16 protein-coding genes and 1 tRNA gene are annotated in these 13,162 nt (G+C 70.0%); 2 read left to right on the plus strand and 15 right to left on the minus strand.

Annotation, left to right across the window (positions count from 1 at the left end; all coding sequences use genetic code 11):
• Positions 1-209: 209 nt before the first annotated feature.
• The 3 genes from AC07DC_RS08960 to AC07DC_RS08970 form a co-directional block, all read right to left on the minus strand.
• Positions 210-2,657 (minus strand): MFS transporter, encoded by a 2,448-nt coding sequence (locus tag AC07DC_RS08960; RefSeq protein ID WP_478914082.1) that lies wholly within the window; start codon positions 2,655-2,657, stop codon positions 210-212.
• Between the two features lie 80 nt (positions 2,658-2,737).
• Entirely contained in the window at positions 2,738-3,235 is a 498-nt protein-coding gene (locus tag AC07DC_RS08965) for a MarR family winged helix-turn-helix transcriptional regulator (protein WP_478913308.1), read from the minus strand.
• Positions 3,236-3,421: 186 nt separating this feature from the next.
• Positions 3,422-4,357: an aldo/keto reductase gene (locus AC07DC_RS08970; protein WP_478913309.1), complete on the minus strand. Its 936-nt coding sequence runs from the start codon at positions 4,355-4,357 to the stop codon at positions 3,422-3,424.
• 171 nt (positions 4,358-4,528) lie between these two features.
• Between AC07DC_RS08970 and AC07DC_RS08975 the strand changes: the two genes are divergently transcribed.
• Positions 4,529-4,717 (plus strand): hypothetical protein, encoded by a 189-nt coding sequence (locus AC07DC_RS08975; protein WP_478913311.1) that lies wholly within the window; start codon positions 4,529-4,531, stop codon positions 4,715-4,717.
• Between the two features lie 55 nt (positions 4,718-4,772).
• On the opposite strand, the gene AC07DC_RS08980 is transcribed toward AC07DC_RS08975, so the two are convergent.
• The 10 genes from AC07DC_RS08980 to AC07DC_RS09025 all read right to left on the minus strand — a co-directional run bounded on the left by AC07DC_RS08980 (position 4,773) and on the right by AC07DC_RS09025 (position 10,887).
• Positions 4,773-5,558: a hypothetical protein gene (locus tag AC07DC_RS08980; protein WP_478913312.1), complete on the minus strand. Its 786-nt coding sequence runs from the start codon at positions 5,556-5,558 to the stop codon at positions 4,773-4,775.
• Between the two features lie 44 nt (positions 5,559-5,602).
• Complete coding sequence (locus AC07DC_RS08985) at positions 5,603-6,433, minus strand: RNA polymerase sigma factor SigF (RefSeq protein ID WP_478913314.1); 831 nt, start codon at positions 6,431-6,433, stop codon at positions 5,603-5,605.
• A 168-nt stretch (positions 6,434-6,601) separates the two neighbouring features.
• A complete protein-coding gene (locus tag AC07DC_RS08990; protein WP_478913315.1) occupies positions 6,602-7,429 on the minus strand; it encodes an RNA polymerase sigma factor SigF in 828 nt (275 codons plus the stop codon).
• Between the two features lie 243 nt (positions 7,430-7,672).
• The gene (locus AC07DC_RS08995) at positions 7,673-7,966 is read right to left on the minus strand and encodes a Dabb family protein (RefSeq protein ID WP_478913317.1); all 294 of its coding nucleotides are present in this window, start codon (positions 7,964-7,966) and stop codon (positions 7,673-7,675) included.
• Between the two features lie 28 nt (positions 7,967-7,994).
• Positions 7,995-8,159 carry a hypothetical protein gene (locus AC07DC_RS09000; RefSeq protein WP_187144938.1) on the minus strand — a complete coding sequence of 55 codons (165 nt, stop codon included), beginning with the start codon at positions 8,157-8,159 and terminating at the stop codon, positions 7,995-7,997.
• Between the two features lie 411 nt (positions 8,160-8,570).
• On the minus strand, positions 8,571-9,131 hold the full coding sequence (locus AC07DC_RS09005; RefSeq protein WP_478913319.1) for a hypothetical protein: 561 nt from the start codon (positions 9,129-9,131) through the stop codon (positions 8,571-8,573).
• A gap of 151 nt (positions 9,132-9,282) precedes the next feature.
• Positions 9,283-9,369, minus strand: a tRNA-Ser gene (locus AC07DC_RS09010).
• Positions 9,370-9,379: 10 nt separating this feature from the next.
• Complete coding sequence (gene tadA, locus AC07DC_RS09015) at positions 9,380-9,835, minus strand: tRNA adenosine(34) deaminase TadA (protein ID WP_478913320.1); 456 nt, start codon at positions 9,833-9,835, stop codon at positions 9,380-9,382.
• Positions 9,836-9,897: 62 nt separating this feature from the next.
• Positions 9,898-10,443, minus strand: coding sequence for a tRNA adenosine deaminase-associated protein (locus tag AC07DC_RS09020; protein WP_478913322.1), 546 nt, complete (start codon positions 10,441-10,443; stop codon positions 9,898-9,900).
• Positions 10,444-10,650: 207 nt separating this feature from the next.
• Positions 10,651-10,887 (minus strand): hypothetical protein, encoded by a 237-nt coding sequence (locus AC07DC_RS09025; protein ID WP_478913324.1) that lies wholly within the window; start codon positions 10,885-10,887, stop codon positions 10,651-10,653.
• Positions 10,888-11,045: 158 nt separating this feature from the next.
• On the opposite strand from AC07DC_RS09025, the gene upp reads away from it, so the two are divergent.
• Complete coding sequence (upp, locus tag AC07DC_RS09030; protein ID WP_138356236.1) at positions 11,046-11,681, plus strand: uracil phosphoribosyltransferase; 636 nt, start codon at positions 11,046-11,048, stop codon at positions 11,679-11,681.
• A 214-nt stretch (positions 11,682-11,895) separates the two neighbouring features.
• Here upp and AC07DC_RS09035 read toward each other — a convergent pair whose 3' ends face one another.
• Both AC07DC_RS09035 and AC07DC_RS09040 read right to left on the minus strand, forming a co-directional pair.
• Positions 11,896-12,537, minus strand: coding sequence for a LytR C-terminal domain-containing protein (locus AC07DC_RS09035; RefSeq protein WP_478913326.1), 642 nt, complete (start codon positions 12,535-12,537; stop codon positions 11,896-11,898).
• 235 nt (positions 12,538-12,772) lie between these two features.
• Positions 12,773-13,069, minus strand: a complete 297-nt coding sequence (locus tag AC07DC_RS09040) for a type II toxin-antitoxin system VapB family antitoxin (protein ID WP_138356234.1) — start codon at positions 13,067-13,069, stop codon at positions 12,773-12,775.
• Positions 13,070-13,162: the final 93 nt, after the last annotated feature.

Here is a 13,162-nt window from a genome sequence, read left to right on the forward strand (position 1 = left end):
CGGGCGGGCCCGTTCGACGGAGCCCGCCCGGCGAGGGGATCCGGCGCGACGGCCTCGGCCGTCCCCTGCTCCGGCCGTCGCTCGCTCGGATCCCGATTCCTCCGGCGGTCGGCCCGCACCTCTCCGCAGTGCGCGCGGACCGACCGTCCGGAAGCCTGTCCCCCGTAGCTCGGGGGCTGTCCCCCGCCGCCCTTCGGGGTGGTCGAGCGCTACCCCGCGGGGTGGTGGAGCTCGACGTCGAACTCCTCGGCCCCGCGCCCCAGCACGCTCAACGCGGTGGCCAGCGGCGGGTACCCGCTCGCGACGAGCGAGTACTCGCCCGCGTCCAGGTCGGTGAAGGCATACGCCCCGTCCGCGCCGGTCGTCGTCGTGCCGGCCACGTTCCCTGCCGCGTCGACGAGGACGACCTTCGCGTCGGGCAGCGGCCGTCGGTCGGCGCCCGCCCGTACGACGCCGCGCACCTGCGCGCCGGGCTGCAGCACGACCTCGACGCGGGTGGCACCGGTGCCGCCGACCTCCACGGGCAGCGCGGCCGGCCGGAAGCCGGGCGCGTTCACCGCGACGGTGAAGTCGCCCGCGGGCAGCTCGGCGAAGGCGAACTCGCCGCCGTCGCCGGTCTTTCCGGTGCCGAGCACCTCGCCGCGCACATCGGTCACGACGACCATCGCCTCGACGACCGGCAGGCCGTCGACCGCGCCCAGCACGGTCCCGGCGAGGCCGCCGGCGCCGGTGAGCACCACGTCGAACGGCAGGGGCGCGTCGCCGACCAGCACGGTCGCCGCCTGCGGCTGGTGGCCGTCGGCCGCCGCGATCAGGACGTACGAGCCGGCGCCGGGCGCATCGAGGAGGTAGCGGCCGTCGGTGCCGGTGACGGACTTGCCCAGCTGCTGCCCTTGGAGCGAGATCAGCGTGACCTTGGCGTGGTCGATGGCCGTACCGTCGGCGATCTTGACGGTGCCGTGCACGGGCGTGCCACCGTCACCAGGCACCGACGCCTGCCGGTCGTCCGGAACCGCTGCCGGCCTGGCGTCCAGCACCGCCACCGGGGTCATGGCGGCCACCTCCTTGGCGAAGGAGGTCGCGGGCAGGCTCACTTCAGAAGTGCTGCCGGGGACGCCGGAGCTGCCGGCACTTGTGGCAGGAGCGGTTTCCGCGCCGCTCGCGACCTGCTGCAGACCGCTGTTGGTCTTGAGCGCGACCTCCTTGACGAAGATCACCAGCAGGAGGGCGATCAGCGCGAACGGTGCCGCGTACAGGAAGACATCGCCGATGCCGCGCCCGTACGCGTTCTCCACGACGCCCTTGACCGGGGCCGGGAGCTTGGCGACGTCCGGGATGCCGCCGCCGTCGCCGCCCTTGATGCCGAGCGCCGAGAGGCCGTCGGAGACCAGGCTCGTGACCCGGCTGCCGAGGACGGCGCCGAGCGCCGAGACGCCGACCGCGCCACCGAGGGAGCGGAAGAACGTGACGAGCGAGCTGGCCGCGCCGAGGTCCTCCGGCTTGACCTGGTTCTGCACGGCGAGCACGAGGTTCTGCATCATCATGCCGATGCCGAGACCCAGCAGCGCCATGTAGACGGCGACCTCCCAGTACGGGGTGTCGTAGCGCAGCAGGCCCAGCGTCGCGGCGCCCGCGGTCAGGAAGACCCCGCCGCCGACCAGGAATCCCTTCCAGCGTCCGGTCCTGGTGATGATCTGGCCCGAGACGGTTGAGGAGATGAACAGGCCCGCGATGAGCGGGATCGTCATCACGCCGGACATGGTCGGGGTCTTGCCGCGCGCCAGCTGGAAGTACTGGCTCAGGAAGACGGTGCCGGCGAACATCGCGACGCCGACGAAGAGACTCGCGAGCGAGGTGAGGGTGATCGTCTTGTTGCGGAACAGCCGCAGCGGAATGATCGGCTCGGACGCCCTGGACTCGACGAAGAGGAAGACCAGGCCGAGCAGGAAGGCCCCCGGCACCATCACGTAGGTCTGCCAGGACATCCAGGGGTAGTTGGTGCCGCCGAGCGAGACCCAGATCATCAGCAGGCTGACGGCGGCGGAGATGAAGAACGCACCGGACCAGTCGATCTTGACCTTCCGCTTGACCACCGGCAGGTGCAGCGTCTTCTGCAGCACGATGAGCGCGATGATCGCGAACGGCACGCCGACGTAGAAGCACCAGCGCCAGCCGAGCCAGTCGGTGTCGACGATGACGCCGCCGACCAGCGGGCCGCCGACGGTCGCGACGGCGAAGACCGCGCCGAGGTAGCCGCTGTAACGGCCGCGCTCACGCGGGGAGATCATCGCCGCCATGATCACCTGGGTGAGGGCCGACAGACCGCCGGCGCCGACGCCCTGGAGCACGCGGCAGGCGATCAGCATGCCGGGGTTGGTGGAGAACCCGGCGATGATCGAGCCGAGTACGTAGATGACCAGGGCTATCTGGATCAGCAGCTTCTTGCTGACCAGGTCGGACATCTTGCCCCAGAGCGGGGTGGTGGCGGTGACCGCGAGCAGGGCGGCGGTGACCACCCAGGTGTACGCGCTCTGGCCGCCGCCGATGTCCGCGAGGATGGTGGGCAGGGCGTTGGAGACGATCGTGGAGGAGAGGATCGCCACGAACAGGCCGAGCAGCAGCCCGGACAACGCCTCCATGATCTGCCGGTGCGACATGGGGGCCGCGTGCCCACCGTGGGCTTCCGCCTCCCGCACACCGGTCGGTGTGGTTGTAGCCATCTTCGTCCTCGTCAATGTCAATTCGGGTGTGTACGGGGTGTGTGGGGTGCACCGGCCGTCGTGGCCGTACCGGCATGGGGCTTGGGCCGGCAGTCGCCGAAACTCAGGCGCAGCCGGTCCAGCAGGCCGGACAGCAGGTCGACGTCGTCGTCGGACCAGTCGCTCAGATGAGCTGCCAGCACCTCGGCGGCACGGTCCGAAGAGGCGGCCAGCACCTTTTCGCCGTGCGGGTTCAGGCGCAGCAGCCGGGATCGCTTGTCCAGGGCGTCGGGAGTGCGGTCGATCCAGCCGCGCTCGGCGAGATAGGCGACATGTCGGCTGGTGACCGATATGTCGATATCGAGATATTCGGCGAGCCGGCTCATCCGCATCTCGCCGTACCGGCCGAGCGCCGTGAGCACCCCCACGGTCGCGGGCGGGGTCTCGGGCGGCAGAGCCCGGCCCACTTCCCTGCCGACGCCGATGACGACGCGCAGCTGGCGGGCGAGCTCCGCGCAGTGCTCCTTCGTCGCCACAGCCCCGCCGATCTTCTCGTCGTCCCATTGGTTGCCTTGAGCAACTGTAAGGTTGGTTGGTTGCTACAGGCAAATGAATCTGTGCCCCATGGGGTCAAGAATCCCCAAAGGAATCGCCCGTCCCCAGTAAAGCGAGACGGGCGATTCCCCCGCTGGGATGACGGCGTTCTATGTCATAACGGCAGGTCAGGCGGACGCGGTCGTCAGCTGGTCCAGTTCCTCGGCCGTCAGCTTCAGGTCCGCCACCGCCAACAGCGCCGGCAGCTGCTCCAGGGTGCGCGCGCTGGCGATCGGCGCCACGACCGTCGGCTGCGCCGCCAGCCAGGCCAGCGCCACGGTCGCGACCTCGGCGCCGTGCGCCTGCGCGATCTCGTCCAGCGCCACCAGCACCCGCTGCCCGCGCTCGGTCTCCAGGTACTTCCCCGCGCCGCCCGCCCGCGGGCTGTCCACCACGACGCCGGCCCGGTACTTGCCGGTCAGGAAGCCGGAGGCCAGCCCGTAATAGGGGATCGACGACAGGCCGTGCGCGGCGACGACCTCGGCCATCGCCCCTTCGTAGCCGGTGCGCTCCACCAGGTTGTAGTGCTGCTGCAGGGCGACGTACGAGGCCAGGCCCTCGCGCTCGGAGAAGGCCAGCGAGGCGGAGAGCCGCTCGGGGGTGAGGTTCGACGCGGCGATCTGCCGCACCTTGCCCTCGCGCACCAGTTCGTCCAGTGCGCCGATGATCTCCTCGACGGGGACCTGCGGGTCGTCGAAGTGCGTGTAGTAGAGGTCGATGCGGTCCGTGCCGAGCCGGCGCAGCGAGGCCTCGGCGGCGGCGCGGATGTTCCCGGCCCGCAGTCCCTTGAAGTCCGGGTGGCTGCTGACCTTGGTGGCCACCACGATCGCGTCCCGGTTGCCGCGCGCGGCCAGCCACTTTCCGATGAGGGTCTCCGACTCACCTCCGGAGTTGCCCGGGACCCACGCCGAGTAGGAGTCGGCGGAGTCGAGGAAGTTGCCGCCCGCGGCCGCGTACGCGTCCAGTACGGCGAAGGTCTGCGCCTCGTCGGCGGTCCAGCCGAACACGTTGCCGCCGAGGGCGAGCGGGAAGACGTCCAGATCAGATGTTCCGATGCGTGCCATGGGCAGCTTCAACCGGTCGGCGGCGGGCCGTATTCCTGCCGGGACCCCGCGGGGGACTCTGCGAGCGCTCCTGCGGGTCTGTTGCGGCGGACGTCCCGACTCGGCGCCGGTGGTCTCTCGGGCACACCCGGGGGTGCCCGGGATTCCGCTTGTTCGCTAGGGTCGGGCAGCATGTCGAACCCTGAGAACAACTACGACCCCGCCGGCGACACCCAGATGTTCCGCGCCTTCGTCGAGGAGCCGCAGCAACTGCAGCAGCAGCAGGCCCAGACCGGGTCCGGCACGCGCACGGGCCTGATCATCGGCATCGTCGTCGCCGTCCTGGTGATTGCCGGGGTCGTCGCGCTCGCGATGCGCTGACGGCACCACCCGATAACACTGGCCCGCCGGACAGCACCGGCCCGGACGGCGTCGCTCACGTAAGGGTGACGTCCCGGGTCTCGATGTGCATGCCCAGCGGAACCCGCCAGGCGTCCACGCAGATCTCCCAGGTCTGAACCTCGGAGGCGCCGCCCGCCAGCGGCACCGGCACCGGCTTCGTGGTCTCGATCGTCGCCCAGTCGATGCCGAGGCCGCCGATGATGTGGGTGCCGAAGGTGACGCTGCCCGAAGTCGCCGCTCTGCCGCCGGAATTGGTGAAGGTGACCGTCACCTTCTCGCACCACCGGTCCGCGGCCGGAGCGCGCTTCGGCATGCTCACGACCAGGCGCGCGGGCGCAGTCGGAGGGGTCGTGCCGGGTGGGGGTGTGTGCGGCGGGGTCGTTCCCGGCGCTCCGGGCGTCGTCGAGCCGCTGCCCCCCGGCTGCGATGTGCCCGCTGAGCCGTTCCCCGGCGTGCCGGAGCCGCCGGACGTGGTGCCCGGCGTCGATCCCGGGCCCGAGCCCGGTGTGGTTCCAGAGGTCGTCCCGGTGGCCCCCGTCGAACCGGAAGTCGATCCGGGAGCTGATCCCGGTGCGGACGGTGCGCCGCTGCCGGGGCCCGGTACCGGGCCGTCCAGCGGCACCATCACGACCGGACCGACCGGCGGTACGTCCCCCGTCGCGCCGCCCTGCGAGGGACCGACCCCGCCGACCGCCACGTACCCGTCGTCGCCCGCCGCTCCGCAGCCGGCCGTCGTCATCGCCAGCAGCAGGGCCACGCCAACCGCCGGTACGGCGAGTGCCGCGCCCCGGCGGCCAGACATCCGTGCTATCGCGACCATCGCGCCAGTCTACTGACGGAACGTCAGCAGGCCAGCGGGCCGGTCTATTCCGCTGTCAGGCCGTCCCGGAGCTGGGCGAGCGTGCGGGTGAGCAGCCGGGAGACGTGCATCTGGGAGATGCCGACCTCCTCGCCGATCTGCGACTGCGTCATGTTCGCGAAGAACCGCAGCATGATGATCTGTCTCTCGCGCGGCGGGAGTTGGGCCAGCAGCGGCTTGAGCGACTCGCGGTACTCCACGCCTTCCAGCGCGGTGTCCTCGTAGCCGAGGCGGTCCGCGAGGGTGCCCTCGCCGCCGTCGTCCTCGGGCGGCGGCGAGTCCAGCGAGCTGGCGGTGTAGGCGTTGCCGACCGCGAGGCCGTCGACGACGTCCTCCTCGGACACGCCCAGGCAGACCGCCAGTTCGGCCACCGTCGGCGACCGGTCCAGCTTCTGCGCGAGCTCGTCGCTGGCCTTGGTGAGCGCCAGCCGCAGCTCCTGCAGCCGCCGGGGCACCCGCACCGACCACGACGTGTCACGGAAGAACCGCTTCACCTCGCCGACGATGGTGGGCATCGCGAACGTCGGGAACTCCACGCCGCGGTTGCAGTCGAAGCGGTCGATCGCCTTGATCAGGCCGATCGTGCCCACTTGGACGATGTCTTCCATCGGCTCGTTGCGGCTGCGGAAGCGGGCTGCCGCATACCGAACAAGTGGCAGGTTCAGCTCGATGAGCGTGTCACGCACATAGGTTCGTTCCGGGCTGTCCTGTTCGAGTTCCGCGAGGCGCAGGAACAGCGAACGGGACAGTGTGCGGGTGTCGATGGCTTCGCCGGTGCGTGCATCGATTGGTGCGCTGGTACGGCGCACCTGAGGACTGCCCACCTGAACGGACATGCCACCCCCTTGAGGTCGCGGACGGGTGTCGCGAACGACGGTTTGTTCCTCCACCTGAATACCGGAGGCCGGGTCGCGACAAACGCGGTTCCTGCAGAATGTCACATGTCGGCAACACGCTGTAGCGCCAAGTCGACATATTTCTGCAGGATGGTTCCTCCTCAAGGGTTACGCTTCGAGCTGGTTTGCGGACCTCAGTCGGGCGAAGCTGCGGGAGAGCAGCCGGGACACATGCATCTGCGAGACGCCCAGCTCAGCACTGATCTGGGACTGCGTCAGATTGCCGAAGTACCGCAGCATCAGGATCCGTCGCTCCCGTTCGGGCAGCTGTACGAGCAGATGCCGGACGAGGTCGCGGTGTTCGACCCCGACCAGCGCCGGATCCTCGTAGCCGAGCCGGTCCAGCAGCCCCGGAGCGCCGTCGCCCTCCTGCGCCGCCTCCAGCGAGGTCGCGTGGTACGCCCGCCCCGCCTCCAGGCAGGCCAGCACCTCCTCCTCGGCCAGCTTCAGCCGCTCGGCGATCTCCCCGGTCGTCGGCGACCGGCCGTGCAGCACCGTCAGGTCCTCGATCGCCCCGCTCACCTGAACCCACAGCTCATGGAGCCGGCGGGGTACGTGAACGGTCCGCACGTTGTCCCTGAAGTAACGTTTGATCTCCCCCACCACGGTGGGCATGGCGAAGGTCGGGAACTGCACCCCGCGCTCCGGATCGAACCGGTCGATCGCGTTGATCAGCCCGATGGTGCCGACCTGGACGACGTCCTCCATGGGCTCGTTCCGGCTCCGGAAGCGGGCCGCCGCGTACCGGACGAGGGGCAGATTGACCTCGATCAGCGCGGCGCGTACGCGCGCGTGTTCGGGTGTTCCGGGTTCGAGCCCGGAGATCTCCTCGAACAGCACGGTCGTCAGCGCGCGCGCTTCCACGGCGTTGGTATTGGGCGTACTGGTCCTACTGCGGGCGAAAGTTGTTGACGCCGTTCGGGCCGACACGGACACACCACCCCTCATCGGTCCACTCATCCGGCAAAAGCGGTCATAGCATCACAATTCATGTGCACTGTACGCAAGCACCTAATAACGCCGTGTTGGGCGGTGATTTGACGGTGAGTTGACCTCGACCGGACACGACAAAGCCCCCTGCCCGGTGGGCAGGGGGCTGAGCGACAGGCCGTGTGACCGGCCGTGGGACGGGCCGGGGCGGGCAGGGGGGCTGTCGGGCCGACCGGCGGCCCGGCTCCGTCAGAAGGGGTAGTCGGCGATCACCCAGGTCGCGAATTCACGCCACTGGCCCGCCGCCGCCTGGTGTGCCGGATGCTCCAGGTAGGTCTTCAGGTCGGCGGCGTCCGCGACCGACGAGTTGATCGCGAAGTCATATGCGATCGGCCGGTCGGTGACGTTCCAACCGCACTCCCACGAGGTCAGCTCGGGGATCACCCCACCGAGCTCCTCGAACGCCTTCGCTCCGGCGGCGACCCGGGACTCGTCACGGCTGACGCCGTCATTGAGCTTGAACAGAACCAGATGGCGGATCACGCGGGACTCCTCACGGGCACCGAGCCGATCAGTTGACCAGCTCGTGCATGAACTCTCCGATACCCCTCGCGGCGTTCGAAATGCCCTCGAACCCTACCTGCACAAGATCGGCGGCGCGCGCTGGCTGCGTGATGATCGTGTAGAGCACGAAGACCACGAGAACGTACATGGTGACCTTTTTCGCCTGCGCCATGCCCCTTGCCCTCCCCGGCAGCAGTGGCAGCCCCCTACCGGCTGTCCCTAGCCTGCGATCGGTGGAGTCTATCCATCGAATGGCCCATTCAGCCGATCAGCCTGCGGTCCAACCGGCGCTTTAGGCCGAAGGACCCCGGAACCGGGGCCGTTCGGCGCCCCGCGCGGCCACCGGACCGACGCAGTATGGGTGGTGAGCCCGAATGGTCCGGCAGGAACCGGACGGGCCGGAACGGGGACCACACTGCGGGGTCTCGCGCCACGAGTCGCCCCCTGGCCACGCGGCGCGGGCCCGCAGGTCCCCTTCCCATCAAGAGGAGCGGCTCACTCCCCCTCTGGAGCCGCTCCTCCTGCCACGTTCCGGGCTGCTTCGGGGTGTTCATGAACATTTGCGGGTATTCCGGAAGGGCCGTCAGAAGCCGCTGCAGAGAGCGGTCGCGAACGCTCCGGTGGCGGTGGCCGTCCTCGGCGCCCCGTTGTCGACGGTGACCGAGCACTTGACCGTGCCGCCCGCCGCCCCGATGGTCACGCCGAGGGTTCCGCCCTTCACAAAACCCTTCGTCTCCACCTCCTTGCGCCACGGCAGCGACTTCGCCGTCTCCTGACTCGTCGACACGGTGCGGTCGTTCCAGGTGCTGTAGGAGATCGTGACGCCGCCGGCATCACCCGTGACCTCGTACACCACCTTCACCGCCTTCGACTCGTCGCGGACGAACGCGGCGAACAGGGCCGCACACCCGCCGGCCATCAACAGCACCAGCACGAGCAGCACCCACGGCCACTTCCGCCGCTTCCTCTGCGGCGGCACCCCCGGGTACGGCCCCCACTGCCCACCCGGACGCTGCTCCCACTGCCCTCCGGGCTGCGCTCCGGGTTGCTGCCACTGCCCCGCAGACGGCTGCGGACCCTGGCCCCGCCCCCAGGCCGGCCGCTGCGGATCGGGAGGGGGCTGCCCCGGGGTGGATTCGCTCATGGCCCCAGCGTGTTCGCGCCGGACCGCCCCCGCGATCCCACCGCGGCAATCTGCGGCCATCCAGGGGGCGGCCGCGGATTCCGAGAACGACGAAAGCCCCGGCTCGCGTGAGCCGGGGCTTTCGTCTTTACTGCTTCGTACTGCTCAAGAGCGGTAGCGGTGGGATTTGAACCCACGGTGAAGTTGCCCCCACACACGCTTTCGAGGCGTGCTCCTTAGGCCGCTCGGACACGCTACCGAGAGAGAGCTTAGCCCACGTGGGGCCGTGCTCCGAAATCGCCTGAGCGGAAGAAGCGGGTGAGGAGGGCGGCGCACTCGTCGGCGAGTACGCCCTGGATGACTTCGGGGCGGTGATTGAGGCGGCGGTCGCGGACGACGTCCCACAGGGAGCCCACGGCGCCGGCCTTCTCGTCCAGTGCGCCGTACACGACACGGTCGAGCCGGGAGAGGACGATCGCGCCCGCGCACATGGTGCACGGCTCCAGCGTGACGACGAGCGTGCAGCCGGTCAGCCGCCACTCCCCGACCGCTGCGGCCGCCCGGCGGATCGCGAGGACCTCGGCGTGGGCGGTCGGGTCGCCGGTCGCCTCGCGTTCGTTGCGGCCCCGGCCGATGACCGCCCCGTCCGGGCCGAGCACGACCGCGCCCACCGGCACATCGCCGGTGCGCGGGGCGAGCCCGGCCTCTTCCAGGGCATGGCGCATCGGCCCGGTCCACGGGTCGCGCAGTGGATCACGCGGGGGACCGGGCGGGGGTGGTGCGGCGCTCAGCGGACCGCCTCCAGTACGTCGGCGCAGCCGATCGCCTCGGCGATCTCGCCGAGCGCTTCTCCGGTGAGCGCGCCGTCACCGCTGAGATCCAGCAGCTCCTTGTCGCTCATGCCGAGATCGGACAGCAGGCCGGCCTCGCCGAGCGGACCTGCCGGCACATGGTCCTCGGTGGGGCCGGGGACCACGTCCTCGTCGGCATCATCGTCATCGCCGTCCTCGGTGCCGTCGAGGTCGACCAGGTCGTCGAGGGGATCCTCGGGGTCCCGGCCGAGCAGTTCGTCGGTGAGCAGGATCTCTCCGTACGAACTACGGGCTGCCGCGGCGGCATCGGACACATAGATCCTGGGGTCCTCTTCACCGTCGACACGGATGACGCCGAACCAGGCGTCCTCCTGCTCGATGAAGACCAGAACCGTTTCCTCCTCGGCGATGGCCGCACGGGCCAGATCGCTCAGGTCGCCAAGGGTTTCCACATCGTCGAGATCAGGTTCGCTCGCTTGCCAACCGTCCTCGTTGCGCGCGAGCAGTGCGGCGAAGTACACCGTGACTCTCCCACAGGTCTCAGGCCGTCCGGACCGGGCGGGGAGCACCCCACCCACTCGGCATCGTGGCAGAAACCTGGGCTTTGCGAAGGGTCTTCCGCACTCCGACGTGCCAGGTCTTCATCACGTCGGAGTGCGCAAGGCCCTCCGAAGGCGGCTTCTGGCCCGCCCCCGCACCGATTCCGGGCGCTCGGAGGGCCGGGCCGGCTACCAGCGGAAGGTTCGCATTCGCATGGCCTGTCGCATGCGCGCCGCGCGCGCCCTGCGCGGCTGGACGCGCTCGCGCAGCTCCTTGGCCTCGTTCAGCTCACGCAGAAACATCACCCGGCGTCTGCGCCGTTCCGCGTCGCGCTCTTCCTGGGTTTTCCGTTTGCTCTGCTTGGTCGGCGCTTTCGGCCGACCGGGTGCATCCGGCTTGTCACCGTTCTCGCTCCGCTCCGGCATGTGGCACCACCCGTGGGGGGGTCGGGTCACCCGGGGGGCGCTCCGGGCGTATGTGCACAGTTTCCCTCTACCGTGCGGTTTGATGCCTGATCGGCGGAGACTCGGTGGAGAGAGGGAGCGGCGGCGGGGACCCCTGGGACTCGGTTAATGTCGGGTGCATGCGGATCCACGTAGTCGACCACCCGTTGGTCGCGCACAAGCTCACCACCCTGCGCGACGAGCGCACCGACTCGCCGACCTTCCGTCGGCTGGCCGATGAGCTCGTCACCCTGCTCGCCTACGAGGCGACGCGTGACGTGCGTACCGAGCAGGTCGACATCCGGACCCCGGTCGCACCGACCACCGGCGTCCGGCTCTCCTACCCGCGCCCGCTCGTCGTCCCGATCCTGCGCGCCGGTCTCGGCATGCTGGACGGCATGGTCCGGCTGCTGCCGACCGCCGAGGTCGGCTTCCTGGGCATGATCCGCGACGAGGAGACCCTCGAGGCGAAGACGTACGCCACCCGCATGCCGCAGGACCTCTCCGGCCGCCAGGTGTACGTCCTCGACCCGATGCTGGCCACCGGCGGCACGCTGGTCGCCGCCATCAACCTGCTCATCGAGCGTGGCGCGGACGATGTCACCGCGATCGTGCTGCTCGCGGCGCCCGAGGGCATCGAGGTCATGGAGCGGGAGCTGGCGGGCAAGCCGGTCACCGTCGTCACCGCCTCGGTCGACGAGGGCCTCAACGAGAACAGCTACATCGTCCCCGGCCTGGGCGACGCGGGGGACCGGCTCTACGGCACCGCCGGATAGCCGCAGAACGATCGGCCGCAGAGCGATCCGCCGTCGGCCAGGGATGTCTTGACGGCGGGCTGTCTGACGTCTGCCGGACGACGGCCGTCCGACGCGAGGAGCCCCGGACCTGGTGGTCCGGGGCTCCGCTGCGTTCCTGATCGCCCTCGTGCCGCTCGTGCCGCTCGTGCCGCTCGTGCCGCTCGTGCCCGTTCCCGGGCGGGCGTCGCGGGCTCTAGCAGCTGGGTGAGGGCGCCGGGGTCGGGGCTGCCGCGACGGCCAGGGCCTTCGCGGCGTCCTTCGGGTCCGCCAGCTTCGTGTAGGCCGTCCCGATCAGCAGGTCCACGCCCGGTCCCGTCCGCTTCGGGTCGATCTTCACCGTGGAGCCCGCGACCTGCGTACCGACGACCCGTGCCGCCTGCTCGCCGCCGGGACCGGCCACGATCAGCGCCGCGACCTTGACCTTCTTGTCGTACTCGATCGGGGCGTTGCTGAACTTGATGATCCGGAAGCCGCGCTTGGCCAGCTCGTCGGCCGTGGTCTTGGCCAGGCCGCCCTTGGCCGTCGCGTTGAAGACGTTGAGCGAGATCGCGGCCGGCGGGGGCAGCGGGGCGGGCTTGCCGGTCGGCTTCGGCGAGGCGGCGACCGTCGGCTTGCAGCTGGCGGGAGCCGCGTGGGCCTGGGAGGGGCCCTTGTCCTTGCCGGTGAAGACGTCGATGAGTTGCAGCGTTCCCCAGCCGATCAGGCCGAGTACCACCACCGAGGCAACGATGGCCAGGACGGTACGGCCGCGCCTTCGCGGACGACCCATCCTCGGGTACTGGTTTCCGGTGATCCGGTACTTCCCGCCCATGCCGGAAGGGGTGAGCATGCTCATGGGCGCAGCGTAGTCCGCTCATCGCCGGAGCGTACTAAATGATCAATGAATGGCGGGGAGCCGAACCCGAAAGGGCGAACAGCCGCCTCCGAACAGCCCCCGGTCAACCGTGGCCGGTCGCGGTCAACCCCGGCCGGTCCCGGACAGGGCCGGTCAGCCTCGTCCGGCCCCGGTGAAACGTCGTCCGGCGCCCGGTCAGGCCTAGCCGGCCCCGGTCAGCCTCGCCGGCCCCCGGTCAGTCCATTTCCAGGACGCGGGCATGCAGAACCTGCCGCTGCTGCAGCGCAGCGCGGACCGCCCGGTGCAGACCGTCCTCGAGGTACAGGTCGCCGTGCCACTTCACGACATGCGCGAAGAGGTCGCCGTAGAACGTCGAGTCCTCGGCGAGCAGGGTTTCCAGGTCGAGCTGGCCCTTTGTGGTGACCAGTTGGTCGAGGCGTACCGGACGCGGAGCGACATCCGCCCACTCACGCGTGCTGACCCGGCCGTGGTCGGGGTACGGCCGCCCGTTTCCGATGCGCTTGAAGATCACACGGAAAGCCTACCGGGCAAGCCCGTGCGGGCGCAGCCGCGGCGGAGGAGTGCAAAGGTGGCATTTACGTCGATAGCCGGACCTAGCGGGAGC

The organism is Streptomyces sp. NPDC045021, from assembly GCF_056432645.1.